This is a genomic window from Serratia sp. CY47280, assembly GCF_052168655.1.
Classification (GTDB): Bacteria; Pseudomonadota; Gammaproteobacteria; order Enterobacterales; family Enterobacteriaceae; genus Serratia; species Serratia bockelmannii.
In genome coordinates this window covers 1,826,358-1,852,019 of record NZ_JBJNMG010000001.1, presented here as the reverse complement: position 1 = coordinate 1,852,019, position 25,662 = coordinate 1,826,358, and the positions used below count along the sequence as shown (strand labels likewise).

The following is a 25,662-nucleotide window of genomic DNA, read 5'->3' as shown; positions in this document are numbered from 1 at the left end:
CGGGGTAACCCGGCCTTTTTCATGCGTGCGGCGCGTCGCAGTGGTAGCGGCCGCGCGGGATCACCAGCGGCGTGTGGGACAGCGGATCGTCGATGATCATGCACGGCATGCCGAACACCCGTTCCACCAGCTCGGCGGTAATGATCTCCGCCGGGTTTCCCTCCGCCACGATCTTGCCGTCGCGCATGGCGATGATGTGATCGGCATAGCGGCAGGCGTGGTTGAGATCGTGCAGCACCGCGATGAGGGTTTGGCCGCGCTCGCGGTTGAGCTGGCGGAACAGATCCAGCAGCTCTATTTGGTGCGCGATGTCGAGGTAGGTGGTTGGTTCATCCAGCAGCAGCAGCGGCGTTTGCTGCGCCAACGCCATCGCCACCCAGACGCGCTGGCGCTGTCCGCCGGACAGTTCGTCGACGCTGCGGTCCGCCAGCTGGCTGACGTTGGTGGCCGCCATGGCGGCTTCCACCGCCTGTTTGTCGGCCTGCGTCCACTGTTTCAACAGGCTCTGGTGCGGATAGCGGCCGCGCGACACCAGGTCCGCCACGGTAATGCTGTCCGGTGCGATCGAGGTTTGCGGCAGCAGCCCAAGCTCGCGCGCCAGCGCCTTGGTGGCGAAGCTGCTGATGTTTTTGCCGTCCAGCATCACCTCGCCGGCGCTGGGTTTCAGCAGGCGGCACAGGGCGCGCAGCAGCGTCGATTTGCCGCAGGCGTTCGGCCCGACGATCACCGTGAAGGCGCCATCGGGGATCGCCACGCTCAGATCGTCAGCGATGATTTTATTGTCGTAGCCCAGCTTCAGGTGCGAGGCGTGCAGGCGGTGGCTCATGGCATTATCACTCTTCATTATCTGCGGGCCTCACGGATGAGCAGCCAAATCAGGTACAGGCCGCCGATGCAGACGGTCACGACCCCGACCGGCAGTTGGATCGGCGCGAAAAGATGTTGGGACACCACGTCGGCGCTGAGCAGCAGCGCTGCGCCCATCAGCGCCGATGACGTCAGGGTGACCGAGGATTGTCCGGCCAGGCGGCGGGCGATCTGCGGCGCCGCCAGCGCGATAAAGGAAATCGGCCCGGCGGTGGCGGTGACGGCGGCGGTGAGGGTAACGCCGAACAACATCAGCCACAGCCGGCTGCCTTCGGCGTTCACGCCCAGCGCGCGCGCCGTGTCGTCGCCCATTTCCAATAGCTGCAGCCGTTTGCCCATCAGCAGTGCGGCCGCGGCCGCCAGCACGATGAACGCCGTGGCGGGCTGGGCTTTCTGCCAGGTCATGCCGTTGAGCGAACCGGCCTGCCACATGGCGGCGTCCATGGCGCGCTCCAGCGAAGCGGTGATGATCAGCCAGGTATTGGTGGAGACCAAGACCGCGCTGATGGCGATGCCGACGATGATCAGCCGGAAGCCGGCGATGCCTTGCCGCCAGGCCAGCAGGTAGATGGCCAGCGCGGCGAGAATGCCGCCGGCCAGCGCGCCGCCGGCGATGTAGTAATAGCCGCCGTTGAACAGGGTGATGGCGATCAGCGCGCCGGTGTAAGCCCCCATGTTAAAGCCAATCACGTCCGGGCTGCCGAGCGGGTTGCGGATAATCGACTGGAAGATGGCACCGCTCATGCCGAGCGCGCCGCCTAACAACAGTGCCATGGCGATACGCGGCAAACGCCATTGGGTGACCACGGTGACCAGATTTTTCGGCGCCTCGCCGCTGAGCGCGGCAAAGACCTGTTCCAGCGAAAGTTGCAGTGTGCCGTAGCACAGCGCGGCAACGGCCATCGCCAGGCACAACGCCAGCAGCGAAAGATTGACCAGCAGCAGGCGCAGCGGCATGCGCCAGTTGATGACGCCGTCCGGGCGGCCGATATGCAACGTGTGGGGCAGACTCATCACAGACCCCCCAGCGTTTTCTTGCGGCGCACCAGCCAGATCAGCACCGGCGCGCCGATGAAGGCCGCCACGATGGAAACCCGCAGTTCACCGGCCGCCAGCAAGCGGCCGACCACGTCGGCGCACAGCAGTAAAATCGGCGCCAGCAGCATGGAGTAGGGCAGGATCCAGCGCTGGTCGGGGCCGACCCACCAGCGGGCGATATGCGGCACCATCAGGCCGATGAAACTGATTGGGCCGACGGTGGCGGTCGCCGCGCCGCACAGCAGCGTGATGGCGATCACCGCGACAATCTGAGTCAGCACTACGCGCGCGCCGAGCGCGATAGCCAAATCTTCCCCCATACCGATGGTATTCAGCGGCCGGGCGATGAGCAGCGTCAGCAGGCAGCCGAGCAAAATGGCGGGGGCGGTGACCGGCAGCGTGGACAGCGTGCGGATATCCAGCGTGCCGGCCTGCCAGAAGCGCAGTTGGTCAAAGGTTTGCGGATCGATCAGCGACAGCCCGGTGGTGATGCCGAGCAAAACCGCGCCGATCGCCACGCCGGCCAGCGTCAGCCGCACCGGGTTGATGCGCCCGCCCGCCAGCGTGCCGATCAGGTAGACTAGCAGGGTGGTGAGGGCAGCGCCGACGAAGGCATAGGCCATATAGCTTTCAGTGGTGGCGGCGCCGAAAAACATGATGCCGATGACCACGGCGAAGCTGGCGCCGGCGTTGATGCCGAGCACGCCGGGATCGGCCAGCGGATTGCGCGTCAACGCCTGAATCAGCGCGCCGGCGGCGCCGAGCGCCATGCCGGCTAAAATGCCCGCCAGCGTACGGGGCACCCGGGCGTTGAGAATGATGGTGCTGTCGGAACCGCTCGCGGCGCCCTGCAGGCTGAGCCAGACGGTATGGAAGGGGATGGCCTTGGAACCCAGCATCAGGCTGGCAATGATGCACAGCAGCAACAGCACCAAACCGATACCGAACCCGGCGATGCGTTTGAAGCCACTGGCGTAAGCTGCGTGCGGTGCGGACGAAAGCGTCCGCTCAGTCGGAGTGGGTACGTTCACACCGGTAACTCCTGTATGATTTTTATTCTCATTGTTATTTGCGTTCATGCGGGCGCTAATAGTAGCACGAGTTTACGCCCGCATGCACCCGCCGGTTGGTGGCAAAGGTGCGTTGACGATGTTAATAACTATTGATATTTCAATTGATTGAATGTGAACGGTCGCCCCGCTTGTTGAAAGCGTCGGCAGGAGCCTGACCTGCCGACGGCGTGGCTCAGGGCTTTTTGAACAGCCGTTCGATTTGGTTCAGCATGTTGGTGGCACTGTAATAATCGAGGCGGAAGGTGTCGTTGCCGACGGCATAGACGTGCCGCTGTTCCACCGGCTCCAGATGTTTAAGGAACGGGTTGGTCAGCACCTCTTGCACTTTGCGCTCATTGGTGGCGAACAGGATCAGGGTTTTGCCGTTCAGGCCTTCGGCCATTTTTTCGCCGGAGATCTGGATGATGTCATGGCGTTTACCCATGCTGGCGTTGCCTTTGGCGCTTTCCGGCGGGGTGGCCAATTGGAAGCCAAGCTGGGTCAGCAGCTTGCCCTGGGCGGAGCCCGGTGTCCACAGCATGGCCTCGCGGCCGTTGTCGGCATACACCAGCGGCGTGGTCGGCTGTGGCGGCAGGATGATCGCCTGCTTCACTTGCTCCACACGCTGTTCGAAACGATCTTCCGCCTGTTTGGCGCCGGCTTCGTGACCGGTGATCTCACCGAGCTCGCTGGCCAGCTGTTGCCAGCTTTTGTCGCCATAATCGAGTACTAACGTCGGCGCAATGGCGGACAGCTGATCGTACAGCTTCAGCGCTGAATCCCCGCCGGTGGCGGCGACGACGATCAAATCCGGCGCGGCAGCGGCGACGGCTTCGGCATTGGGTTCCACCTGATACAGCCGTTCGACGTGGCGCTGTTTGGCCACCTCGCTCCACTGGGTAAAGAAGCCTTGTTGGTCGGCTACCAGGGGATTTGGGCTGGTGGCGGCGCTGGCGACCACCGGGGCGTCGATCGCCAGCAGCGTACCGGTGATGGTGACGCTGGTGGACACGATGCGCTGCGGCGGTTTTTCCAGCGTGAATTTCCCTTTGGCGCTGTCGATGGTGCGCGGCCAACTGCTGTCGGCAGCGGGGGCGGAAGGTTTCTGCTCGTCGTTCTTGTCGTCCGGGCCACAGCCGCTGAGCAACAGGCTGGAAGTGGCGATGAATGCAATGAACAGCTGGCGTAAGGATAGGGTCATGAGCGGGCTCTTTCTTTCCTTGAACTAAGGCGTATCAATCCGGCGGCGGATTGGCTGAGTGGTGGATGCCCGCTAATTTACCATTCAAGCCGCCAAAATGATAACCATTCGTATCTCAGCGCGTAGTGAATACAGAAAGAATAAGGAGATAGGGGGAGTGAGTGAGGCAGAAACGAAAAAAGCGCCCAAAGGCGCTTTTTTCTGAATGGGTGGGTCGTGCAGGATTGATTCGACCTGTGGCCTCACCCTGCGGGCAACGCTGCGCGATGCTCGAACCTGAACGCAGGATCTCACCCGCACGACTCAGTGGGCCATGTCAGTAAGAAGATAAAGGCAGAGTCAGGTGGCGCAGAAACGAAAAAAGCGCCAAAAGGCGCTTTTTTCTGAATTGGTGGGTCGTGCAGGATTCGAACCTGCGACCAATTGATTAAAAGTCAACTGCTCTACCAACTGAGCTAACGACCCGCAGAAGTGGTGGGTGATGACGGGCTCGAACCGCCGACCCCCTCCGTGTAAAGGAGATGCTCTACCAACTGAGCTAATCACCCACTTCAGGACTTCCAGGTACTGCTAAACGAGAGAATGATGGTGGGTGATGACGGGCTCGAACCGCCGACCCCCTCCGTGTAAAGGAGATGCTCTACCAACTGAGCTAATCACCCTCATTCGTTCTCATTTTTCTCAACAAGATGGTGGGCGATGACGGGCTCGAACCGCCGACCCCCTCCGTGTAAAGGAGATGCTCTACCAACTGAGCTAATCGCCCCGTCTTGTTGGAGTCGCATTATAGGGATAGTTCAAAGTGAGTCAACGCTTTTTAAAATGATTTCAATCGTTCGCCGCAAATTTAGGCAGGGCGCGATAATTATCGCCAGCAGCGCCGATTCTTTGTGCAACGCTATGCGAAACTCGCCGCAAAATGCGCGAAATCGACCGGCGCAATATCGTGTCGGCGTTGAGGAATTAGCGCGTGGTGATACAATGTCGTCCACTCTTTTTTCAATTCCGAGCAATCGTCGGCCATCGCCGACACGCGTTGCGTAATAAGGCAGTGAACCCAATGAAAATCAAAACCCGTTTTGCACCGAGCCCGACTGGCTATCTTCACGTCGGCGGCGCGCGTACCGCACTTTACTCCTGGTTGTTCAGCCGCCATGCGGGCGGTGAGTTCGTTCTGCGTATCGAAGATACCGATCTGGAACGTTCGACTCAGGATGCGATCGACGCAATTATGGATGGCATGAACTGGTTGAACCTGGATTGGGATGAAGGCCCGTATTTCCAGACCAAGCGTTTCGATCGTTACAACGCGGTCATCGACGAGATGCTGGAGCAGGGCACGGCCTATAAATGCTATTGCTCCAAGGAACGTCTGGAAGCGCTGCGCGAGAAGCAGATGGAAAACGGCGAGAAGCCGCGTTACGACGGCCACTGCCGCGACAGCCAGTGCAGCCACACCGATGACGAGCCGCACGTGGTGCGCTTCCGCAATCCGCAGGAAGGATCGGTGATCTTCGACGATAAAATTCGCGGCCCGATCGAATTTAGCAATCAGGAGCTGGACGATCTGATCATCCGCCGCACCGATGGTTCGCCAACCTATAACTTCTGCGTCGTCGTCGATGACTGGGACATGGAAATCACCCATGTGATCCGCGGTGAAGACCACATCAACAACACCCCACGCCAGATCAACATTCTCAAAGCGCTGGGTGCGCCGGTGCCGGAATATGCGCACGTGTCGATGATCCTCGGCGACGACGGTAAAAAGCTGTCCAAACGCCACGGCGCCGTGGGTGTTATGCAATACCGCGACGACGGCTATCTGCCGCAGGCGCTGCTGAACTACCTGGTGCGCCTGGGTTGGTCCCATGGCGATCAGGAGATCTTCTCCATCGATGAGATGAAAGAGTTCTTCACGCTGGAAGCGATCAACAAATCCGCCAGCGCCTTCAACACCGAGAAGCTGCAGTGGCTGAACCACCACTACATCAACCATATGCCGGCGGAAGAAGTGGCGGTGCATCTGGCATGGCACGTTGAGCAACTGGGCATTGAAACCCGCAACGGTCCGGAACTGAAAGACCTTGTCAAGCTGCTGGGCGAGCGTTGCAAGACGCTGAAAGAGATGGCGGAGTCTTGCCGTTACTTCTACGAAGACTTCAGCGAGTTCGACGCCGACGCCGCCAAGAAGCACCTGCGCCCGGTCGCGCGTCAGCCGCTGGAAGCGGTGCGCGCCAAGCTGGCCGCCATCACCGTCTGGACGCCGGAAAACGTGCACGACGCCATTCAGGGCACGGCGGATGAGCTGGGTGTCGGCATGGGCAAAGTCGGCATGCCACTGCGCGTCGCGGTGACCGGCGCCGGCCAGTCGCCGGGCATGGACGTGACCGTGCATGCGATCGGCCAGAAGCGCTCGCTGCAGCGTATCGATATGGCGCTGGCTTACATCGCCGAGCGTGAAGCCCAGGCCTGATTAGGCTGATACGCCGTAAATGAAAAAGCCCCGTGGAGCGATCCCGGGGCTTTTTTATTGCTTGCTGTCAGGCTTGTTCGCCGGCCGGCAAACCCGGACGGTAGGCGATGAAATACATCAGCCCGACAAAGCCGGCGCCGCCCAGCGCATTGCCGAGAAATACCGCGACGAAATTAGGCAGATACTGTTCCCAACCCATGCCGCCGGCAAAGATGGCCGCCGGGATGATGAACATATTCGCCACCACGTGCTGGAAGCCGATGGCGACAAAAGCCATGACAGGGAACCACATGCCGATCACTTTGCCCGGCACATCTTTGCTGGCGAAGGCTAACCACACCGCCAGGCACACCAGCCAGTTGCAGCCGACGCCGGAAATGAAGGCGTGCAGGAAGTCCGCATCCACTTTGGCCTGCGCGATCGCCAGCGTCTTATGCAAGAACGCGCCTTCGGTCAGGCCCAGCAAATGGCCGAAGAAGTACGCGACGGCCACGCTGCCGGCCAGGTTGGCCAGAGTGACCCAAAACCAGTTGCGCAGCACGGCGATGGCGGGGATTTCGCGGGCAAACCAGGCCATCGGCAAGGTCATCATGTTGCCGGTCAGCAGTTCGCCGCCGGCCAGAATGGTCAGGATCAAACCGATAGGGAAGACCGCGGCGCCCAATAGGGCGCCGAAAGAGCCCCATTCAGCCGGCAGGGTGCCGATGACGTGAATATCCAGCAGGAAGCCGGTGGCGATAAAGGCGCCGGCGAGAAAGCCCAGAATCAACAGATTAGCGAGAGGGGCGCGGCTTTTGTTTACCCCGGCCTGAACGGCGAGGGCGGCGATTTCTTTTGGTGAATGCAAAGACATGACGGACTCGGTTTATAGTAATAAAGTTTATGGCGCGGGCAGTCTATGCCGCTCGGGAGCCCGACTCAAGCGCATTTCGCTAACATTCCGTTAATTAAAAATCAACGTGATATGCAGGGTCTTTTGCTATTTTGAGATGTAGCGCGCAAAATGGATGAACTCTGCACAAACTGATGATTTTTTGGCGCCAAACATGCTGATTTGGCGGCTTTTTCAACGCTTGATTCAGTAATTCAATTTAGCCGTTGACAGCTTTGAATGGGTTTCATATTATGCGCCCCGTTCACAGCACAAAGTGATTGTGGAACGGGGCTATAGCTCAGCTGGGAGAGCGCTTGCATGGCATGCAAGAGGTCGACGGTTCGATCCCGTCTAGCTCCACCAACCTTCTTCTCAGAGAGGTTGGGGAATGCCGTAACGCCGGTCAACGCGTACCACTTTTGTGGGGCTATAGCTCAGCTGGGAGAGCGCTTGCATGGCATGCAAGAGGTCGACGGTTCGATCCCGTCTAGCTCCACCACCATTTAAAAAAGCCGACCCTAGGGTCGGCTTTTTGCTTTTCGTCATTTATCCTTCGCCGAATGCCAAGCAATAAAAAAGGCGCCCGCAGGCGCCTTGTTATCGTCGTCGGTTCGAGGCTTAGCCCAGCACCAGACCCGCGATGGAAGCGGACAGGATGCTGACCAGCGTAGAGCCGTACACCAGCTTCAGACCAAAGCGCGACACCACGTTGCCCTGGTGTTCGTTCAGGCCCTTGATCGCACCGGCCACGATGCCGATGGAAGAGAAGTTGGCGAAGGACACTAGGAACACCGACAGGATCCCCAGGCTGCGCGGCGACAGCTCGGCAGAGACTTTCTGCAGCTCCATCATGGCCACGAATTCGTTGGAAACCAGCTTGGTGGCCATGATGCTGCCGACCTGCAGGGCTTCGTGTTTAGGAATGCCCATGATCCAGGCGAACGGATAGAAGAAGTAACCGAGGATTTCCTGGAAGCTCAGGCCGAAGATAGCGCTGAATACGCCATTGAGCGCGGCGATCAGGGCGATGAAACCAATCAGCATCGCGGCGACGATAATCGCTACTTTGAAGCCGGCCAGGATGTATTCACCCAGCATTTCGAAGAAGCTCTGGCCTTCGTGCAGATTGCCCAGATGCAGCTCTTCTTCTTTATTGGTGTCGTACGGGTTGACCAGCGACAGCACGATAAAGGTGCTGAACATGTTCAATACCAGTGCCGCCACCACGAACTTGGCGTCCAGCATGGTCATGTAGGCGCCGACGATAGACATGGACACCGTAGACATCGCGGTTGCCGCCATGGTGTACATGCGCTTTTCCGACATCTTGCCCAGGATATCCTTGTAGGCGATGAAGTTTTCGGATTGGCCCAGGATCAGCGAGCTGACGGCGTTGAACGACTCCAGCTTGCCCATGCCGTTCACTTTCGACAGCACGGTACCGATAATGCGGATGATGAAAGGCAGCACTTTGATGTACTGCAGAATACCGATCAGCGCCGAAATGAAGACGATCGGGCACAGCACCTTCAGGAAGAAGAACGCCAGGCCTTTGTCGCCCATGCCGCCGAACACGAAATCAGTCCCTTGTCCCGCAAACCCGAGCAGTTTGTCAAACAGCGCGGCGAATCCTTTTACGAAGCCCAAACCCGCTTCCGAATGCAGGAAAAAGTAGGCCAGCAGTACTTCGATAACCAGTAATTGAATAACATAGCGAATGCGGATGCTTTTACGATCGCGGCACACCAACAGGGCCAGGATCGCCACCACTACTATCGCCAACGCAAAGTGCGCAATATGGGACATGTTTGCTCCAAATTTGAGGCAGGCTGAATTTCGGCTGTCATTTTATGTAACGCTACGTTTAAAAACGAGACTTCTATTGCAAATATGGAAAATCATAGCGGGAATTCTCCTAAAGTGTTGCGCAAAAGCATAAAAAATCAAGATGTTAACGCAGAGATAGGAAATTCGTATTCTTGTGCTAACCTGTCTTTCAGGGGTATTGCAGCTAAAATCCCATCCCAAAAGCACGGAAATCGGCATGCTTGGTGTCGGACCCTTCGATAAAACCATTAATGTTGGCTATTACAGAGATAAGTTTTACCGCTCTAAATGCGCTTGATAATTATTATCATTTATATAGAGTGGAGATAAACGTAATTTCAGTAAGGGTTCAACATATGCTGAACAGTCGCGTGGTTGAAACCACCCCCGGTCGCTCCGCCAGAAAAATCAAACTCTCGCTGATGGGGCCCGCCTTCATCGCCGCTATCGGCTATATCGATCCCGGTAACTTCGCCACCAACATCCAGGCCGGCGCCTCGTTCGGCTACAGCCTGCTGTGGGTCGTGGTCTGGGCCAACGTGATGGCGATGCTGATCCAACTGTTGTCTGCCAAGCTGGGCATCGCTACCGGAAAAAACCTGGCTGAGCACATTCGCGATCGCTTTCCGCGGCCGGCGGTGTGGGCCTATTGGGTGCAGGCGGAGATCATCGCCATGGCGACCGACCTGGCCGAGTTTATCGGCGCGGCGATCGGCTTCAAGCTGCTGCTCGGGATTTCCCTGTTGCAGGGCGCGGTGCTGACCGGCATCGCCACCTTTTTAATTTTGATGCTGCAAAAACGCGGGCAAAAGCCGCTGGAGCGGGTGATTGGCGGCCTGCTGCTATTCGTCGCCGCCGCTTACATCGTCGAGCTGGCATTCTCTCAGCCGCAGCTTTCGCCGCTGCTGAAGGGGATGGCGCTGCCCGATCTGCCCAACGGTGACGCGGTATTTCTGGCCGCCGGGGTATTGGGCGCCACCATCATGCCGCACGTGATCTACCTGCATTCGTCGCTTACCCAAGTCGGCGGTGAGCATGACAAGGCGGAGCGCTATGCCGCCACCAAAGTCGACGTCGCCGTCGCCATGACCATCGCCGGTTTCGTCAACCTGGCGATGATGGCCACTGCCGCCGCCGCGTTTCATTTCAGCGGCCACAGCGGCATCGCCGATCTCGACGTGGCTTACCTGACGCTGCAGCCGCTGCTCGGGCAAGCCGCCGCCACCGTGTTTGGCCTGAGCCTGGTGGCCGCCGGTCTCTCCTCTACCGTGGTGGGCACGCTGGCGGGGCAGGTGGTGATGCAGGGGTTTGTGCATTTCCATATCCCGCTGTGGCTGCGTCGCGCGGTGACCATGCTGCCGTCGTTTATCGTTATCATGCTGGGAATGGACGCCACGCGCATTCTGGTGCTGAGCCAGGTGCTGCTCAGCTTCGGCATTGCGCTGGCGCTGGTGCCGCTGCTGGCTTTCACCGGTAATCGGGCGCTGATGGGGGAAATGGTCAACGGCCCGCTGGTGCAAAACCTGGGCAAGCTGATCGTACTGGTGGTGGTGGGATTGAACGGCTACCTGCTGATCGGCAGCGTGCTGTAGGCAAAAAAAACGCGGGCCGGCATTACGCCGGCCCGTCGTCGTTAATCGCGGTCGTCATCGCCGTGGCGGCGCCAGCGATCGCGGTCATGATCGTGGTGGTGCTTTTTCTCTTTCTTCCAATGGTGCTTATCGTAATGCTTGTCGTATTTACGATAGCGTCCTTCATGATAGTAATAGTGTTTGCGCCAGTAGTCGCGGTCGCGCCAGCGATAGCCGTCCCAGTAGTAACCGCGACGGCTGCGGTCGCCGAGATAGCGCCCCTGATGGCCTTGCCACCAGTCGCGATCGCGCCAGTCGTAACCGTCCCAGTAACGGCCGCGATTGTCCTGATCGCCGATGCGCAGTGAAACGCCCGGCATCAGATCGATGCTGATCCCTTCGGCGTGTGCTTGCTGTGCGGCGGGCAGTACCGTCGCCGCCAAGATGGCGGCCAAGAGCAGAGGTTTAAACATGGCTTCTCCTTCCCGCTTGCGCGGCTTGGCCGTTTGTCACTTTATGAAGCGCGTTCATCAGTTTAAAAAAGCGGCCTTATCGTTATTTTGCTGCAATATCGGCATCATAGCGCCAGCGCATAGGGTTGAATCTGAGAGCCACTCTGAAAACGGTGCGGGAGGCCAAGATTTGAGATTTTTCTGGAGTCTCGCCGCTCGATTGAGCGGCGGAATTTGTAAACGATTACAATAAGATTTTCTCGATCTGCGCGAGCTCTTCTTCACTGAAGTGACGATTGGCCAGCATGCCCACCGCGTCTTCTATCTGCGCATTCTTACTGGCGCCGATCAGCACCGAGGTAACGCGATCGCCGCGCAGCACCCAGGCCAGCGCCATCTGCGACAGCTTCTGCCCGCGTTGCCGCGCCAGCGCATCGAGGCGGCGCACCTTGTCCAGCCGCTCGTCGGTCAACTGCTCCGGCTGCAGGAAGCGGCTGCCGCTGGCGGCGCGGGAATCTTGCGGGACGCCGTGCAGGTAGCGGTCGGTCAGCAGGCCGCCCGCCAGCGGCGAGAAGGCGATTGCGCCGACGCCATGCTCCGCCAGCGTATCCAGCAATTCCGCCTCCGGCGTGCGTTCCAACATCGAATACTTGGGCTGGTGGATCACGCACGGCGTACCGAGCCGCTGCAGAATGTCGAACGCCTGCCGCGCGCGCTCGGCCGGGTAGTTGGACAGGCCGACATACAGCGCTTTGCCCTGGCGCACCAACAAATCCAGCGCCGCCATGGTTTCTTCCAGCGGCGTGTCCGGATCCGGCCGGTGGTGGTAAAAGATATCCACATACTCCAATCCCATGCGCTTCAGGCTCTGATCGAGGCTGGCGACCAGGTACTTTTTCGAGCCCCAATCGCCGTAGGGGCCGGGCCACATGGTGTAACCGGCTTTGGATGAGACGATCAGCTCATCGCGCCAGGCCCGCAGATCGGCGTTGAGCATGCGGCCAAAGTTCTCCTCGGCGGCGCCGGGCGGCGGGCCGTAGTTATTGGCCAGATCGAAATGGGTAATGCCGCGATCGAAGGCGCAGCGGATCAGGCCGCGGGCGTTGTCATACAGCGTGGCGTCGCCGAAGTTGTGCCACAGCCCGAGCGAGACGGCGGGCAGCTTCAGCCCGCTGCGGCCACAGCGCCGGTATTCCATATCTTGATAACGCGTAGGGGAGGCTTGGTAGGACATAGTTATCCTTGTCGGCGAGAGGTGAAGTGCTTTGAGTGTATACGTTTCCACACCACGCTGCCGGGGGAGCGATCACAGCGCCGGCATGTAACGCCAGGTTGCCGTTCGATGCCGGAGCGTTTGTTCGAAATTTGAACGGCATCTTCGATAATTAAGATAATCGCTCCAGCTGCAGACAGGTGATGATCATGACTCAGACCTATACGGTGGCCGATTATCTTCTCGATCGTCTGGCCCAAATCGGCATCCGTCATTTCTTCGGCGTGCCGGGGGATTACAACCTGCAATTTCTTGATCATGTTCTCGCTCATCCGCAAATCACCTGGGTAGGCTGCGCCAACGAATTGAACGCCGCCTACGCCGCCGATGGCTACGCGCGCTGCAAACCGGCGGCCGCGCTGCTCACCACGTTTGGCGTCGGCGAGCTAAGCGCGTTGAACGGGGTGGCCGGCAGCTACGCCGAATACCTGCCGGTGATCCACGTGGTCGGCACCCCGGCGCAGCGCGCCCAGCGCGCCGGTGATTTGTTGCATCATTCGCTGGGGGATGGCGACTTCACCCACTTCGCCCGGATCGCCAAAGAGGTGACCGTCGCGCAGGCCAATCTGACCGCCGATAACGCCGCGATGGAGATAGACCGCCTGATCGGCGTCGCCTTGCTGGAACATCGCCCGGTTTATCTGATGTTGCCCAGCGACGTCGCGCAGGCGCCGCTGCCGAGTAAACCGGCGCCGCTGATGCTGCGCCAGGCCAAACTGTCGCAGAGCGCATTGCAGGCATTTATCGCCGCGGCGCGCGAAAAGCTGCTGTCGGCGCGGCGGGTGTCATTGTTGGCGGATTTCCTGGCCGATCGCTTCGGCGCCGAAGGGGTGCTGGACGAGTGGCTGCAGGAGGTCGACATTCCGCACGCTACGCTGCTGCTCGGCAAGGGCGTGCTGGATGAGAACCGCGCCGGTTTTGTCGGTACCTACTGCGGTGGCGCCAGCGATCCGGCGGTGAAACAGCTTATCGAAAACGCCGATGTGGTGATCAACGTCGGGGTGCGTTTGACCGACACCATTACCGCCGGTTTCACGCATCATCTGCCGGTGGAAAAATGCATCGATATTCAGCCGTTCGAAGCCTGGGTTGGGCGGCGGTGTTTTAGCCGCATCCCGATGCGCGAGGCGGTACAGGCGCTGCATCGCCTGAGTCTGTCGCTGGCGTCGCGTTGGCCGTTGCCGCCGATCGTCCGCCCGGCCCTGCCGGAAGGCAATGGGGAAGGGTTGGATCAGCACGCCTTCTGGCGGCAGATACAGGATTTCCTGCTGCCGGGGGATATCGTGCTGGCCGATCAGGGCACCGCCTGTTTCGGCGCGGCGGCGCTGACATTGCCGCGCGGCTGCCGGCTGATCGTGCAGTCGCTCTGGGGATCGATCGGCTATACCCTGCCGGCGACGTTCGGCGTGCAGACCGCCGAACCGCAGCGCCGGGCAGTATTGCTGATCGGCGACGGCGCCGCGCAGCTGACCGTGCAGGAACTGGGATCGATGCTGCGCGACGGGCTTAAACCGGTGATCTTCGTGCTGAACAATCAGGGGTATACCGTTGAACGCGCGATCCACGGGCCGGAGCAACGTTATAACGATATCGCGCGCTGGAACTGGACGCAGCTGCCGTCGGCGTTGGCCGGTGAGCGGCCGGTGAAGGCGTTGCGGGTCAGCGATCCGGACGGATTGCGTCAGGCGCTGCGCGAGGTAGCGGACGACGAACGGCTGGCCTTCATCGAAGTGATGCTGCCGAAGATGGACATTCCGGAACTTCTCGATACCGTCTCCCGCGCCATTCAGGCGCGCAACGCCGCCGCTTAGGGCAGGGTATCGCCCAGTAGGCGCTCCAGCATCCAGAACCCCGCCGGGCCCGGCGGGGTCAGTTTGGACCATACCGCATCCACCGAAATCAGTTTTGGCCAGCCGCGCGGCCGCAGCTGGGTGAGCCTGCCGTGGCCGTATTGCTGCACCAGCCAGTGCGGCAACACCGCCCAACCGAATCCTTGTTCCGCCATCTCCAGCAACAGCAGATAGCTGGGCGCCGACCAGACCAGGCCACCCTGTCTGGCCGCCTCGGCGCCGGTGTAGGTATTGAGGATCAGTTGGCGGGTGCTGGACAATTGCTCTGGCGTCGGCGCGACGACCTGCGCCAGCGGATGCTGATGGGCGACGAACAGCCCCATTTCGGTCTGCTCAGGCAGCCGGGAGAAGGCGATATCCGGCGGATAACGTTTTTGCACTTCTACCATGCCCAAATGCGCGCGGCCGCTTTGCAGCAGATCGATAACGTCGCCTTCCTCGGCGATCATCCATTCCAGCTCAATTTCCGGGTAGCGCTGTTCGAACAGCTGCATTAACCGATCGTGATGCTTGGGCTGGTAGGTATCGGAAAACACCATGCTCAGGCGCGGTTCAACCTCGCCCGCCAGCTGAATGCTCAGGGCATCGAGCCGTTCGCTGGCCGCGAGGATCGCCTGTACGTGCCCCAGCACTTTGCGGCCGGCGGCGGTGAGCACCGGCTGGCGCGCGCTGCGATCGAACAGCGTCAATGCCAGGTCGGCCTCCAGATTGGCGATGGCGGTGCTGACGGTGGATTGGCTTTTACGCAGCTTGCGCGCGGCGGCGGAAAATGAGCCGAGGGCGGCGGCTTCCACGAACGCCTGTAACGCTTCCGGTGAATAGTGCATATATCTACTTTATCGATGGAATCTATTTTTAATCTACCCAAAAAAGCGATGATAATCACCTGGCTTTCGCAACAACTGTTGAAAAAAAGGTGATGTATGCAACTGCAAAACAAGTCTCTCATTGAACGTATCGTCCACGCCGTCGGTTTCGAGGCCATCGCCGTGATGGTTTGCGCCCCGCTGGGCGCGTGGCTGCTGAACCGCTCAATGGTGCAGGTCGGTGCGTTGGCGGTGATGCTCTCCACCGTCGCGATGCTGTGGAACATGGTTTACAACACGGTGTTCGACCGCCTGTGGCCGGCCAGCCGGGTGGTGCGTAACCTGAAGGTGCGCGCGCTGCACGCCGTCGGCTTTGAAGCCGGTTTTATCCTGATCGGCGTGCCGATCGCCGCCTGGATGCTGAGTATCTCCTGGGCGCAGGCGTTTATGCTGGAAATCGGTTTCTTCCTGTTCTTCCTGCCGTACACCATGGCCTATAACTGGCTGTACGACACGCTGCGCCAGCGCTGGTTCGAAGCGCGCCAGCCGATCAATTCCGGCGTCAAATAAGGCGTCGTCAGCCCGGCGATTCTCAGGTAAGGTCAGAGGATCGTCGGAAATGCTGAGGAACGAAGGATGAAAGTGTTGGGTCTGCTGGGCGGCATGAGTTGGGAATCCACCATTCCGTATTACCGCACCATCAACGAGCAGGTAAAGGCGCGCCTCGGCGGGCTGCATTCGGCCAAAATCGTGCTCTACAGCGTCGATTTTCAGGAAATTGAACGCTTGCAGCATCAGGGCGATTGGGATGGTGCCGGCCGGCTGCTGGCCGAGGCCGCCGTGGCTTTGCGCGCCGCCGGCGCCGAAGCCATCGTGATCTGCACCAACACCATGCACAAGGTGGCGGAGGCGGTCGAGCAGGCCAGCGGCCTGCCGCTGATTCACATCGCCGACGCCACGGCGCTGCAGGTGCGGGAAAAAAACATTCGCCGCGTCGGGCTGCTGGGCACGCGTTTTACCATGGAGCAGACCTTCTACCGCGGCCGCCTGCAGGAATTGCACGGCATTGATGTGGTGACGCCGGTCAGCGCCGATCGTGACATCGTGCACCGCATCATCTATGACGAGCTGTGCCTCGGTAACATTCGCGATGCCTCGCGCGATGAGTATCGCCGGATCATCAGCGACCTGGAGCAACAGGGCGCGCAGGGGATTATTTTCGGCTGCACCGAGATAGGGTTGCTGGTGAGCGAGCGGGATGCGTCGGTGCCGGTGTTCGACACCACCGCGATCCACGCCCGCGCCGCCGCGGCGTTCGCGCTGGACTAATCGTCGTGCGGCGGTTGCCGGCGGTTCACCAGCATCAGCGGTTTGCCTGCCAGCGTCAGCCAGGCGGGCAGCATCACGATGCATAAGACGGGCAGCAGGTGCAGATCCGGCACCACCGCCACCGCCATGAACAGGCTGAGCCAGCCGTCGCGCGTGACCACCAGCACCAGCCCCATGATGGCGCAGGAGACGGTGATCGCCGCCGGCACCGCCGGAACGTGCTGGTGCAGCATCAGCCCCAGCGCCACCCCGACGAACACCGCCGGGAAGATGCGCCCGCCGCGAAAGCCGCTGGCGGCGGCGATCACCAGCGCCGCCAGCTTGGTCAGGGTAACGGTCAACAGCGCCGGCACCGAATAGTTGCCGTCTGCCGCGAGGCGCTTCATTTCATCCAGCCCTTTGAACAGGGTAATCTCTCCGCCCACCAGCGCCAGCAGGCCCAGCACAAAGCCACCCAGTCCTAACATCAACACCGGATTCTTCATCGAATGGAACAGGCGGTGAACGTGTGGGAAGCACCACAGCGCCACCATGCCGAGCGCGATGGCGATCAGCGCTACGATGGCGCCGCTGAAGATGTCCGGCAGTCGCGTTACGTCGTAGGCGTCGAGCTGCAGGGCGAAATTGGGTACGAAGAACATCTGGGTGGTGACCGCGCCGGCGGCGGCGGCCACCAGCGGGGCGAACAGCCGATCCCACAGCGGCGTTTCGTTATTGCCCGCCAGGGTTTGCGAGAAGATCAGTGCGGCGGCGACCGGCGTGCCGAACATCGCGCCGATGGTGCCCGCGGCCGCCAGGATGATCCAGTCCATGCGCGGCACCTTCGGCAGCAGGCGCGCCCCCGCCGCCGCCACCAGCGCGATATTGATGGCGGTGATCGGGTTTTCCGGCCCCAGGCTGACGCCGCCGGCCAGGCCGACGATCAGCGCCAATCCCAGCCCCGGCAGGGCGGAGAGCGGCAGCGGCATGCCGATCAGCGATTCCGTCGCCGGATCCGGCCCGGCGTGGCCCGGCATGTAGCGCACGATCAGGCCGACCGCCACGCCGGTCAGCGTTAGCATGCCGAGCGGCCACCAGGGTGCCTGGGCGTCCAGGCTCAGCGCGTCGGGCAGCGTCACCCACAGCCATTGCTGCAGCGTAGCGGCGACTTTCATCATCAATAGCAGCACCAGACTGGAGGCGGAACCGATAATCAGCGCAGGCAAAGCAAAGGCCAACATGGCATTGGCGCGCGGATGCAGCATGGATAATCCCTTGTCGATGCCTCCATGCAGGGCAGGGAGAGCGGGTGGTTGGGCAGTGGCCACAGCTTGCCAGACTATCGGCGAGCAGGCACGCATTGATATTGCCCGGCGTCGATGACGGTTAACAGTCGCGGCGGCGCGTTTTTTGCCGCAATTTGTTTCAAATCGCGGCATCACAGGCAAGCTGAAACGTTTTTTGTGATCCGGATCGCTATTGGGGCGCAGATCCGAGGCGGGTGATTGTTGTTTTCGCAGCAGGATTTTACAGTGTGGGCAGCTTTTTATTTTTCATTTTGCGGAGACGAAATCAATGACCTATGCCCTCGTGGGTGATGTTGGCGGCACCAATGCCCGCCTGGCGTTGTGCACTGTTGCGACGGGTGAAATTACCCAGGCGAAAACCTATTCCGGCCTGGAGTTCGACAGCCTGGAGGCGGTGATCCGCCACTACCTGAAAGCGTGCGATATCGAGGTGCAGGATGCCTGTATCGCGATCGCCTGCCCGGTGACGGAAGACTGGGTGGCGATGACCAACCACAGCTGGGCGTTCTCTATCAAAGAAATGAAGGCCAACCTGGGGTTGAGTCATCTGGAAGTGATCAACGATTTCACCGCCGTCTCGATGGCGATCCCGATGCTCTCGCCGGACGACGTGCTGCAGTTTGGCGGCGGCGATGCGCAGCCGGGCAAACCGATCGCGGTGTACGGCGCCGGCACCGGGCTGGGTGTTGCCCACCTGGTGCAGGTCGATCGCCGCTGGGTCAGCCTGCCGGGCGAGGGCGGCCATGTCGATTTCGCACCGAACAGCGAAGAAGAAGACATTATTCTGGAGGTGCTGCGCGGTGAAGTGGGGCACGTTTCCGCCGAGCGCGTGCTGTCCGGGCCGGGCCTGGTCAACCTGTATCGCGCCATCGTCAAGGCGGACAACCGCCTGCCGGAGAAACTGGAGCCGAAGGACATTACCGAGCGGGCGCTGGCCGACAGCTGCATCGACTGCCGCCGTGCGCTGTCGCTGTTTTGCGTGATCATGGGGCGCTTCGGCGGCAACCTGGCGCTGAATCTGGGCACCTTTGGCGGCGTGTACATCGCCGGCGGCATCGTGCCGCGCTTTATGGAATTCTTCAAGGCCTCGGGCTTCCGCGCCGCTTTCGAAGACAAGGGGCGCTTCCGCGACTATGTGCGAGACATTCCGGTGTTCATGATAACCCATGGCCAACCGGGCCTGCTGGGGGCCGGCGCGCATCTGCGCCAGACGCTGGGCATGCAGCTGTAAGCAACGCGGCGGCACGATAAAAAAAGGGGCGCAATCCGCAGATTGCGCCCCTTGTCTTTTTCGTGGGGTATCAGGCTTTGGCCAGCTCCGCCGTTTGGGCGGTTTCTACCGTTTCCGCTGCCACCGCCTTCGGCGCTTTGATGAACAGCGTAATCAGCAGAGAAGCGGCGGACAGGACGCCAATCACCATAAAGGTGGCGTGGAAGCCGCCGAAGTATTTGGCGACGAACGAACCGGCCAGCGCGCCCAGGCCGAAGCCCTGGTAGATGATGCCGTAGTTCTTGCTGTGGTTTTTCAGGCCGAAGAAGTCGCCGACAATCGCCGGGAACACGGTGATGTTGCCGCCGAAGCAGAAGGCCACCGCGCCGACGCAGATGAAGAACAGCGTGTGGTTCAGAGTCATGAAGCTCAGGGCGACAATCGCCAGCACGGTAACCAGCATGGTGAAGCTGATGACGCGCATGCGGCCCACTTTATCGGACAGCGTACCCAGGATGATGCGGCCGGCGGTGTTGAAGATGGCGACGGCGGACACTGTGTTGGCGGCGGTGGCCAAGTCCATCCCGGCCAGTTGAACGCCCATGTCTTTCACGATGCCAATCAGATACAGACCGCTCATGCAGGCAGCGAAGAAGATGGTGAACAGCAGGTAGGCTTCTTTGGTGGCCAGCATCTGACGCACGCTGTAGTCGTTACCCAGACCGTTGGCGCCTGGCTGTGCGGCGTTGGTCGCCAGCACCGGCTCTTTCAGCAGCAGGGAGCCGACGACGATCAGGCCCATCACGATGGCACCCCAGTAGAAGAAGGCACCGGAAACGCCGACGTCGGCGATCAGGGCGGCGTTGACGTATTTGAACAGCAGGCTACCGCTGCCGAAGGCGCCGACGGAGATGCCGGAAATCAGGCCTTTGTTGGCGGGGAACCACTTAATCAGGTTGGACAGGGTGGAGATGTAGGCGATACCGACCGCAAAGCCCACCACCACGCCGGCCAGCAGGTAAATCATGTCAAGCGAGCTGACGTGGGCGCTGGCGATGAGACCCAGGCCGACCAGGATGCCGGAACACAGCGTCAGATTGCGGATGCCGAAGCGTTCTTGCAGCTTGCCGGCGAACAGCGTGGCGAAGGCCAGGAAGAAGCTGGTGATGGAGAAGGTGGTGGCGACGTCTGCCAGCCCCCAGTGGAACTTGTCGACCAGCGGCTGGTTGAACAGGCTCCAGGTGTAGATGGTGCCCAGACCCATCTGACAGATGATGGTGCCGAGAACGATTAAGCTGCGATTTGCCGGTTTGGTGTTCATGGCCGGTCTCCTTCCTGTGTGTGCGTTGCCGGGCGTGAGCCGTTGGCTGAAATTTGCGGGGTGAATCTGTGTTCCCGCGGTATGGGCTTATTATATGGCCGGCACCCCCGGCGGGCGGCGGATCGGGAATGAGTTGCACGACGGAAGGAATGAAATGCATTTTATGCGGCGTGAGTTGCCGTTTTTGCGCCTGAAAGCCCGTGAAATGCCGGGGGTGACACGTGATCTACATCAAAGATATCAACGATTTATTGTTAATCGCCGGTGAACGATTGTGGTGGAATTGTGAAGGATGCGTCTGAAAGGCGTAAATCGGCATTGCGCCTATAGAGCGGCGGTGAGCGCGGGGCTATGTTATCTGCGATCGGACAAGGTCCGCTCTGCAGGAGCCATGAAATGAAAAAAACGCTGTTGTTACTGGCTGCGCTGCTGGCGCTGCCGCTGGCGAGCCAGGCCGACGTCTCCATCGGCGTGAACGTGCCTGGCCTGTCGTTGCATATCGGCGATCGCGACAATCGCGGCCATTACTGGGACGGCTATCGCTGGCGCGATCCGCGCTGGTGGGCCGATCACCGCCGGTATGAACGCCCGCGCGGGTACTATTACGGCCCGCCGCCCCGGGTGATTTACTACGGGCCGCCGCGGCGCGACTGGCGCGACCGGCCGCATTACCGCATGCCGCCACCGCCGGGGTATTACTACCGTCCGGGCCCACGCTGGTAAGCGCTTACAGGCGCATCAGCTTGCGGAACTCTTTCACCTTGCTGCGGCTGACCGGCACTTCAAACTCGAGATCGCTCAGCCGCAGAATGTAGGTATTGTTGAACCAGGGCACGATCTCGCGGATCTTCGCCAGGTTAACGCAGTAAGAGCGGTGGCAGCGGAAGAAATGCTCTTCCGGCAGCCGGCCGTAAAACTCGGTGATGTTCATCGGCATCACGAACTCTTCCCGGCGGGTATAGACCCGCGTCACCTTTTCATCGGCGGCGGCGTAATAGATGTCGTTGATGTCGGTAACGATGATCCGCTCGTCTTTGATCAGGTTGATGCTGTGGCTGCCGCGGCTCGGCGCGCTGGCCGGCTCCGTCGCGCCGGCGGGGCGATGATGCAGCGCCTCCAGCTTTTGCAGCATGGTGACGATGCGCGCCTCGTGATAGGGCTTGAGGATATAGTCGAACGCTTCGATCTCGAACGCTTCCACCGCATGCTCTTTATAGGCGGTGATGAACACGATCGACGGGCGATGCGCGAATTTGCTGATGTTTTGCGCCAGCAACACGCCGTCCAGCGACGGGATGTTGATGTCGAGGAAAATGGCGTCGACCTGGTGAGTCTGCAGGTATTTGAGGACGTCGAGGCCATCCTCGAAGGTGGCGACGATATCGATATTGCTGTGTTTCTTGATCAGGTAGCTGAGTTCTTCCTGCGCGAGGAATTCGTCTTCCACGATAATGGCTTTCATAAGGCCTCCCCGACCGGCGGCGCGCTCGGCTCCTGATGCAGCTTGCCGCCGTTTTTGCTGATGTAGAACGCGATTTCAGTGCCCGGCTCCAGGCGGCGGATATGCAGCCCTTCACCGTACAGCAGCGACACGCGGTGGTGTACGTTGAGCAGGCCGATATTGTGGCCCGGCATCTCGTTGCGCGCCACCCGATCGATGGTTTCCTGATTGATGCCGTGGCCGGTATCCTTCACCGATATTTTCACCCGGTCGCCCTGATCTTTCACTGCGATCACCACTACCCCTTTGCCCTTGCAGGGCTGGATGCCGTGCACGATGGCGTTCTCCACCAGCGGCTGGATCAGCAGGCTCGGAATGCGCACCGAGACGTCGTCGTCGATGTCGTAAATCACCGTCAGCTTGGCGCCGAAACGCGCCTGTTCGATGGCGATGTAATCCTGGATCTGATGCAGCTCCTTGCGGATATCGATCAGTTCGTCGTTCAGCTCCAGGTTGTAGCGCAGGTAGCGCGACAGGTTGATGATCAGCTGGCGCGCGGTGTCCGGATTCAGGCGGATGGAGGAAGAGATGGCGTTCAGCGCGTTGAACAGGAAGTGCGGGTTAATCTTGCTCTGCAGCGCGCGCATTTCGGCTTTATCCGCCATCTGGCGCAGGTGCTCGATGCGCGAAACCTCCATCTGCGTGGAGATGATCTGCGACAGCCCGACCGCCATCACCTTCAGCGTGTTGGTGATCTGGTGAGCGTGGCAGTAGTAAATTTTCAGCGCGCCGGTCACTTCGCCTTTTTCCCACAGCGGCACCACCAGCTGCGAATGGATCTGCGGCGCGGCCGGGTTTTCCAGGTTGTTTTTGATGATGATTTTGCCGTGGCGAATGCTTTCGCGAGTGACGCGGCTCAGCCCTTCGCGGCCGATCGGGTAGGCTTCGCGCCCTACGCCGACGTAAGCCAGCACCTGATGGGTATCGGTGATCGCCACCGCGTCGGCGCGGATATCCTGGCGGATGATATCGCAGATGGTGGCCAGCGATTCGCTGTTGATGTTGCGGAAATAGGGCAGCGTCTTGTGGGCGATATCCAGCGCCAGCTTGGCCTGGCGCGCGGCGATCACTTCTTTCTCATCCTCGACGCTCTGCACCAGCAGCACGATCAGGCCGATGCACACCGTGCCGAGGATCATCGGCAGGGCGATCTGCGACACGATGTCCAGCCCGAGCTCGGTCGGCTTGGCCCACAGCACGATCAGCAGCATGGTGAGGGATTCGCACAGCATGCCGCCGACGATGCCGGCACGCCAGCGCTGCTCTTTTTTCACCTTGAGGTTGATGTAACCGGCGCTGATGCCGGCGATGATGCTGGTGATAAGACAAGGCACCGAGGTGATGCCGCCGATGTCGATCAGATAACGGTGCACGCCGGCGATGATGCCGGTGACGATCCCCACCCAGGGGCCGAACAGGATGCCGCCGGCCATGATGGCGATGACGCGCACGTTAACCAGCGATCCTTCGACGTTGATGCCGGAGTAGGTGCTGAACAGCGCGAACAGCGAGAAGATCGCCGTGACGATGCCGAGCTCGAGCGGCGTATGGTCTTCTTTTTGCAGCAGTTGGCGGAACAGCCGGGTGCGGGTCAGGAAAAACAGACAGATCAACATCAGCGCGGCGCGATCAAACACCGCCAACAGCATTTCAAAAAAAGGGTGCACGACGGGTTCTCGCTGCGGCTTACGGATGGCGGCAGTATACCACAGCGAAAGGGGCCCGTGGCGTGCGCCACGGGCGGGGGATCAGCCCATGCCGAGCTGCGCTTTGCCCAGTGGCGTCAGCAGGTCGACGGTGGCGCGGCCGTCGAAATCCACCTCGAAGTCGTCAGGGGCGAAGTCTGGCGGCGTTCTGCCGTCGATAAAGCTCGGCAGCTGGCGCTGCAGATAGGCGTCGTTTTTCTCGCAGCCCGGCGCGGCAGCGATGTACATCACGTTGCTGTCGAACTCGCCGTTATGCTCGTTCTCCACCGCGTGGATCACATCGCAGTGCCAAAAGACCGTGTCGCCCGGCTCCAGATCGGGAATGGGGGAAATCCCACTTAATAAAAGGGGATGCCACTTTTCCGAGATCGACAGCGCGCGGCCCGGTGCCGCATCGCACAGATCGTCGTCGGCGACGTCGTCCTGCAGCGCGCGCAGCAGCACATAGGCCATGGCGTTGGCGATCGGCACCAGGTTCAGCGTGCCGGCGTTGGTGCGCTGCGGCGTCAGCGCCGTCCAGCCCTGGAAGGTGCGGAACATCGAGCAGACCGCCGGGGAGGCTATTTCGCGCACCTCGGTGCGGCCGTCGGCGGCGAAAGGATCGTACTGCTGCCAGTCGCCGGAGAAAACGTGGCGATACACATAGCGGAAGTTTTCGTCCAGCCAGCGCTCAATGGTGCCGCTGTCGACGTGCGGCGACAGGCCCAGCGACGAGGAGTTCGGCGGGCGACGGCGGGTGCGATCGGCGTAGGTGGCGACGCGGGTCGGATCGAAATGCTGTTTGCCGTTGCTCTCGGTGGCCCACAGGCTGTTGAGGAACACCTGCACCGCATGCATGCGCGCATCCTGCCGCGCTTCAACCTGCGGTTTTGACCAATAGATGCCGTAAATCTGCGGCTTGCTGGCGGCCAACTTGCCGAAATAGTTGTCTTCGGCGGCGTTTTTCAACCGTTCGACGAAGTTGTTGCGCTCAAGGTAGTCGCCGATTTCCCGGTTCCAGCCTTCGGCCTTGGCGCGGGGGAACACGCCGCGAATGGCGCAGGCGCCGCGCTGTTTGATCAGCGCTATTTGCTGCTCGCTGACGCGCTGCTGCAGGATATCTTCTGCGTCGATCTGCGGCACCGGATTATGGCCGGCGGCCAGCTCGCGGCGGATCTGTTCGACCTGGCCGCGGATGTTCTCTTCCAGCGCTAGAAAGACGTCGCGGTAGTTCGGCAATGCCTGGCGCAGCTGGCGCTTGACGTTAACGATCGTCTGCGGAATATCGTCGATGACTAAAGAGGCCATGGTGTTCTCCTGGTGCCGCGTGGATAACGGCGGCGGGCAGTTGTAGGGAATCGGGCAAGACGTTAAGGTTTTGTGGTTTTAACGTGAATGATTATCGGCAACCAATCGGGGAAAATAAAGAGATATCTTTCATTCGTAAGTTCCTCTTTTTCGTTTTTCGGAGATTTTATGAAGCTGGTCACTGAACGTCTGCACTTACTGTCGATAACCGTCGAGGATTGGCCGCTGTTTCTGCGCCTGTACCAAGATCCCGAGGTGATCCGTTACATCTCCGATCCGCGCAGCGAAGCGGAGATCCGCGCTCGGTTCGAAGAGCGGCTGCCGGCCTGGGACAAACACGGCGAGCAGTGGTTGTGTCTGGTGATGCGTGAGAAGCACAGCGGAGAGGCGGTGGGCATTACCGGCTTTCGCCCGCACTGGGCGCCATATCGGCAGGCGGAAGTGGGATACGGGAGTTTGCCTTCCGGGCAGGGCAAGGGCTATGGCAAGGAGTCGCTGCGGGCAGTGCTGGATTTTGCGGTGAACGCCTGCGGTTTTCACAAGTTGACCGCCACCGTGACCGTGGGCAATCTTGCCTCGCGCGGCCTGCTGGAGTCGTGCGGTTTTCAGCTGGAGGGCACGCTGCGCGACAACTACCGTCTGGCGGATCAGTGGTGCGATGACTGGCTGTTCGGGCTGTTGGCGGCGGAGTTTCAGGGCGGCAAATAAAAATATCGCGCCAGGTATCGACAAGCT

At 60.5% G+C, this 25,662-nt stretch carries 22 protein-coding genes, 6 tRNA genes and 1 other RNA gene; 10 read left to right on the top strand and 19 right to left on the bottom strand.

The genetic code is table 11. The features are described 5' to 3' along the window. Nucleotides 1-19 precede the first annotated feature (19 nt). The 9 genes from ACJ8J4_RS08990 to ACJ8J4_RS08950 all read right to left on the bottom strand — a co-directional run bounded on the left by ACJ8J4_RS08990 (nt 20) and on the right by ACJ8J4_RS08950 (nt 4,924). Nucleotides 20-826: an ABC transporter ATP-binding protein gene (locus tag ACJ8J4_RS08990; RefSeq protein ID WP_089181180.1), complete on the bottom strand. Its 807-nt coding sequence runs from the start codon at nt 824-826 to the stop codon at nt 20-22. A 17-nt stretch (nt 827-843) separates the two neighbouring features. Further along, nucleotides 844-1,881, bottom strand: coding sequence for an iron-enterobactin ABC transporter permease (fepG, locus tag ACJ8J4_RS08985; RefSeq protein WP_049205407.1), 1,038 nt, complete (start codon nt 1,879-1,881; stop codon nt 844-846). Further along, nucleotides 1,881-2,936, bottom strand: a complete 1,056-nt coding sequence (gene fepD / locus ACJ8J4_RS08980) for a Fe(3+)-siderophore ABC transporter permease (RefSeq protein WP_025303766.1) — start codon at nt 2,934-2,936, stop codon at nt 1,881-1,883. Before fepD ends, fepG begins: the two co-directional genes overlap by 1 nt. A gap of 214 nt (nt 2,937-3,150) precedes the next feature. Next, entirely contained in the window at nt 3,151-4,158 is a 1,008-nt protein-coding gene (gene fepB / locus ACJ8J4_RS08975) for a Fe2+-enterobactin ABC transporter substrate-binding protein (protein WP_049294910.1), read from the bottom strand. A gap of 207 nt (nt 4,159-4,365) precedes the next feature. Next, a non-coding RNA gene (locus ACJ8J4_RS08970) (RtT sRNA) lies at nt 4,366-4,472 on the bottom strand. Nucleotides 4,473-4,547: 75 nt separating this feature from the next. Then, nucleotides 4,548-4,623, bottom strand: a tRNA-Lys gene (locus ACJ8J4_RS08965). Between the two features lie 7 nt (nt 4,624-4,630). Then, nucleotides 4,631-4,706 (bottom strand) — tRNA-Val (locus tag ACJ8J4_RS08960). 38 nt (nt 4,707-4,744) lie between these two features. After that, a tRNA-Val gene (locus ACJ8J4_RS08955) sits at nt 4,745-4,820 on the bottom strand. 28 nt (nt 4,821-4,848) lie between these two features. Continuing rightward, nucleotides 4,849-4,924, bottom strand: a tRNA-Val gene (locus tag ACJ8J4_RS08950). A gap of 294 nt (nt 4,925-5,218) precedes the next feature. On the opposite strand from ACJ8J4_RS08950, the gene gltX reads away from it, so the two are divergent. After that, nucleotides 5,219-6,634: a glutamate--tRNA ligase gene (gltX, locus tag ACJ8J4_RS08945; protein WP_025303764.1), complete on the top strand. Its 1,416-nt coding sequence runs from the start codon at nt 5,219-5,221 to the stop codon at nt 6,632-6,634. 67 nt (nt 6,635-6,701) lie between these two features. Here the strand turns inward: gltX and ACJ8J4_RS08940 are convergent, their stop codons facing one another. Next, on the bottom strand, nt 6,702-7,487 hold the full coding sequence (locus tag ACJ8J4_RS08940) for a formate/nitrite transporter family protein (protein WP_043143749.1): 786 nt from the start codon (nt 7,485-7,487) through the stop codon (nt 6,702-6,704). Nucleotides 7,488-7,795: 308 nt separating this feature from the next. Here ACJ8J4_RS08940 and ACJ8J4_RS08935 point away from each other — a divergent pair. Next, nucleotides 7,796-7,871, top strand: a tRNA-Ala gene (locus tag ACJ8J4_RS08935). A gap of 60 nt (nt 7,872-7,931) precedes the next feature. Next, nucleotides 7,932-8,007: transfer RNA gene (locus ACJ8J4_RS08930), tRNA-Ala, on the top strand. Nucleotides 8,008-8,126: 119 nt separating this feature from the next. On the opposite strand, the gene ACJ8J4_RS08925 is transcribed toward ACJ8J4_RS08930, so the two are convergent. Beyond that, nucleotides 8,127-9,314, bottom strand: a complete 1,188-nt coding sequence (locus tag ACJ8J4_RS08925) for a NupC/NupG family nucleoside CNT transporter (protein WP_004936373.1) — start codon at nt 9,312-9,314, stop codon at nt 8,127-8,129. A gap of 377 nt (nt 9,315-9,691) precedes the next feature. Between ACJ8J4_RS08925 and ACJ8J4_RS08920 the strand changes: the two genes are divergently transcribed. Continuing rightward, nucleotides 9,692-10,927, top strand: coding sequence for an Nramp family divalent metal transporter (locus ACJ8J4_RS08920; protein ID WP_149570106.1), 1,236 nt, complete (start codon nt 9,692-9,694; stop codon nt 10,925-10,927). A 41-nt stretch (nt 10,928-10,968) separates the two neighbouring features. Here ACJ8J4_RS08920 and ACJ8J4_RS08915 read toward each other — a convergent pair whose 3' ends face one another. Continuing rightward, nucleotides 10,969-11,379 (bottom strand): DUF2502 domain-containing protein, encoded by a 411-nt coding sequence (locus ACJ8J4_RS08915; protein WP_025303761.1) that lies wholly within the window; start codon nt 11,377-11,379, stop codon nt 10,969-10,971. A 223-nt stretch (nt 11,380-11,602) separates the two neighbouring features. After that, nucleotides 11,603-12,592, bottom strand: coding sequence for an L-glyceraldehyde 3-phosphate reductase (gene mgrA, locus ACJ8J4_RS08910; RefSeq protein WP_099816968.1), 990 nt, complete (start codon nt 12,590-12,592; stop codon nt 11,603-11,605). Between the two features lie 188 nt (nt 12,593-12,780). On the opposite strand from mgrA, the gene ACJ8J4_RS08905 reads away from it, so the two are divergent. Beyond that, nucleotides 12,781-14,442, top strand: a complete 1,662-nt coding sequence (locus tag ACJ8J4_RS08905; RefSeq protein WP_197832400.1) for an alpha-keto acid decarboxylase family protein — start codon at nt 12,781-12,783, stop codon at nt 14,440-14,442. Here ACJ8J4_RS08905 and ACJ8J4_RS08900 read toward each other — a convergent pair. Further along, nucleotides 14,439-15,308, bottom strand: coding sequence for a LysR family transcriptional regulator (locus ACJ8J4_RS08900; RefSeq protein WP_169541137.1), 870 nt, complete (start codon nt 15,306-15,308; stop codon nt 14,439-14,441). The genes ACJ8J4_RS08905 and ACJ8J4_RS08900 overlap by 4 nt on opposite strands. A gap of 96 nt (nt 15,309-15,404) precedes the next feature. On the opposite strand from ACJ8J4_RS08900, the gene ACJ8J4_RS08895 reads away from it, so the two are divergent. Both ACJ8J4_RS08895 and ACJ8J4_RS08890 read left to right on the top strand, forming a co-directional pair. Continuing rightward, nucleotides 15,405-15,857 (top strand): multidrug/biocide efflux PACE transporter, encoded by a 453-nt coding sequence (locus tag ACJ8J4_RS08895; RefSeq protein WP_025303757.1) that lies wholly within the window; start codon nt 15,405-15,407, stop codon nt 15,855-15,857. A gap of 66 nt (nt 15,858-15,923) precedes the next feature. Further along, nucleotides 15,924-16,616 (top strand): aspartate/glutamate racemase family protein, encoded by a 693-nt coding sequence (locus tag ACJ8J4_RS08890; protein ID WP_025303756.1) that lies wholly within the window; start codon nt 15,924-15,926, stop codon nt 16,614-16,616. Here the strand turns inward: ACJ8J4_RS08890 and ACJ8J4_RS08885 are convergent. Beyond that, nucleotides 16,613-17,860, bottom strand: coding sequence for an ion channel protein (locus ACJ8J4_RS08885; protein ID WP_025303755.1), 1,248 nt, complete (start codon nt 17,858-17,860; stop codon nt 16,613-16,615). The genes ACJ8J4_RS08890 and ACJ8J4_RS08885 overlap by 4 nt on opposite strands. Before the next feature lie 310 nt (nt 17,861-18,170). Here ACJ8J4_RS08885 and glk point away from each other — a divergent pair, with 310 nt between their 5' ends. Beyond that, nucleotides 18,171-19,133, top strand: coding sequence for a glucokinase (gene glk, locus ACJ8J4_RS08880; RefSeq protein ID WP_025303754.1), 963 nt, complete (start codon nt 18,171-18,173; stop codon nt 19,131-19,133). A 70-nt stretch (nt 19,134-19,203) separates the two neighbouring features. On the opposite strand, the gene ACJ8J4_RS08875 is transcribed toward glk, so the two are convergent. After that, nucleotides 19,204-20,433: an L-lactate MFS transporter gene (locus tag ACJ8J4_RS08875; protein ID WP_025303753.1), complete on the bottom strand. Its 1,230-nt coding sequence runs from the start codon at nt 20,431-20,433 to the stop codon at nt 19,204-19,206. A 396-nt stretch (nt 20,434-20,829) separates the two neighbouring features. Between ACJ8J4_RS08875 and ACJ8J4_RS08870 the strand changes: the two genes are divergently transcribed. Then, complete coding sequence (locus ACJ8J4_RS08870) at nt 20,830-21,156, top strand: DUF2502 domain-containing protein (protein WP_043140261.1); 327 nt, start codon at nt 20,830-20,832, stop codon at nt 21,154-21,156. A gap of 4 nt (nt 21,157-21,160) precedes the next feature. Here the strand turns inward: ACJ8J4_RS08870 and ACJ8J4_RS08865 are convergent, their stop codons facing one another. The 3 genes from ACJ8J4_RS08865 to ACJ8J4_RS08855 form a co-directional block, all read right to left on the bottom strand. After that, nucleotides 21,161-21,895 (bottom strand): LytR/AlgR family response regulator transcription factor, encoded by a 735-nt coding sequence (locus tag ACJ8J4_RS08865; protein ID WP_025303751.1) that lies wholly within the window; start codon nt 21,893-21,895, stop codon nt 21,161-21,163. Next, on the bottom strand, nt 21,892-23,583 hold the full coding sequence (locus ACJ8J4_RS08860; RefSeq protein ID WP_043140258.1) for a sensor histidine kinase: 1,692 nt from the start codon (nt 23,581-23,583) through the stop codon (nt 21,892-21,894). The genes ACJ8J4_RS08865 and ACJ8J4_RS08860 overlap by 4 nt, the downstream gene beginning before the upstream one ends. 99 nt (nt 23,584-23,682) lie before the next feature. Further along, nucleotides 23,683-24,927 carry a DUF1479 domain-containing protein gene (locus ACJ8J4_RS08855; protein ID WP_049203742.1) on the bottom strand — a complete coding sequence of 415 codons (1,245 nt, stop codon included), beginning with the start codon at nt 24,925-24,927 and terminating at the stop codon, nt 23,683-23,685. A gap of 168 nt (nt 24,928-25,095) precedes the next feature. On the opposite strand from ACJ8J4_RS08855, the gene ACJ8J4_RS08850 reads away from it, so the two are divergent. After that, nucleotides 25,096-25,635 carry a GNAT family N-acetyltransferase gene (locus tag ACJ8J4_RS08850; RefSeq protein WP_049207371.1) on the top strand — a complete coding sequence of 180 codons (540 nt, stop codon included), beginning with the start codon at nt 25,096-25,098 and terminating at the stop codon, nt 25,633-25,635. Nucleotides 25,636-25,662 lie beyond the last annotated feature (27 nt).

Coding starts and splice junctions, on each gene's coding strand:
- ACJ8J4_RS08925 (WP_004936373.1), bottom strand. CDS start 9,314: ATGTCCCATATTGCGCACTTTGCGTTGGCGATAGTAGTGGTGGCGATC.
- ACJ8J4_RS08905 (WP_197832400.1), top strand. CDS start 12,781: ATGACTCAGACCTATACGGTGGCCGATTATCTTCTCGATCGTCTGGCC.
- ACJ8J4_RS08920 (WP_149570106.1), top strand. CDS start 9,692: ATGCTGAACAGTCGCGTGGTTGAAACCACCCCCGGTCGCTCCGCCAGA.
- ACJ8J4_RS08915 (WP_025303761.1), bottom strand. CDS start 11,379: ATGTTTAAACCTCTGCTCTTGGCCGCCATCTTGGCGGCGACGGTACTG.
- ACJ8J4_RS08850 (WP_049207371.1), top strand. CDS start 25,096: ATGAAGCTGGTCACTGAACGTCTGCACTTACTGTCGATAACCGTCGAG.
- ACJ8J4_RS08865 (WP_025303751.1), bottom strand. CDS start 21,895: ATGAAAGCCATTATCGTGGAAGACGAATTCCTCGCGCAGGAAGAACTC.
- glk (WP_025303754.1), top strand. CDS start 18,171: ATGACCTATGCCCTCGTGGGTGATGTTGGCGGCACCAATGCCCGCCTG.
- ACJ8J4_RS08890 (WP_025303756.1), top strand. CDS start 15,924: ATGAAAGTGTTGGGTCTGCTGGGCGGCATGAGTTGGGAATCCACCATT.
- ACJ8J4_RS08990 (WP_089181180.1), bottom strand. CDS start 826: ATGAGCCACCGCCTGCACGCCTCGCACCTGAAGCTGGGCTACGACAAT.
- ACJ8J4_RS08940 (WP_043143749.1), bottom strand. CDS start 7,487: ATGTCTTTGCATTCACCAAAAGAAATCGCCGCCCTCGCCGTTCAGGCC.
- ACJ8J4_RS08885 (WP_025303755.1), bottom strand. CDS start 17,860: ATGCTGCATCCGCGCGCCAATGCCATGTTGGCCTTTGCTTTGCCTGCG.
- gltX (WP_025303764.1), top strand. CDS start 5,219: ATGAAAATCAAAACCCGTTTTGCACCGAGCCCGACTGGCTATCTTCAC.
- ACJ8J4_RS08860 (WP_043140258.1), bottom strand. CDS start 23,583: ATGCTGTTGGCGGTGTTTGATCGCGCCGCGCTGATGTTGATCTGTCTG.
- ACJ8J4_RS08900 (WP_169541137.1), bottom strand. CDS start 15,308: ATGCACTATTCACCGGAAGCGTTACAGGCGTTCGTGGAAGCCGCCGCC.
- fepB (WP_049294910.1), bottom strand. CDS start 4,158: ATGACCCTATCCTTACGCCAGCTGTTCATTGCATTCATCGCCACTTCC.
- fepG (WP_049205407.1), bottom strand. CDS start 1,881: ATGAGTCTGCCCCACACGTTGCATATCGGCCGCCCGGACGGCGTCATC.
- ACJ8J4_RS08875 (WP_025303753.1), bottom strand. CDS start 20,433: ATGAACACCAAACCGGCAAATCGCAGCTTAATCGTTCTCGGCACCATC.
- mgrA (WP_099816968.1), bottom strand. CDS start 12,592: ATGTCCTACCAAGCCTCCCCTACGCGTTATCAAGATATGGAATACCGG.
- ACJ8J4_RS08895 (WP_025303757.1), top strand. CDS start 15,405: ATGCAACTGCAAAACAAGTCTCTCATTGAACGTATCGTCCACGCCGTC.
- ACJ8J4_RS08870 (WP_043140261.1), top strand. CDS start 20,830: ATGAAAAAAACGCTGTTGTTACTGGCTGCGCTGCTGGCGCTGCCGCTG.
- ACJ8J4_RS08855 (WP_049203742.1), bottom strand. CDS start 24,927: ATGGCCTCTTTAGTCATCGACGATATTCCGCAGACGATCGTTAACGTC.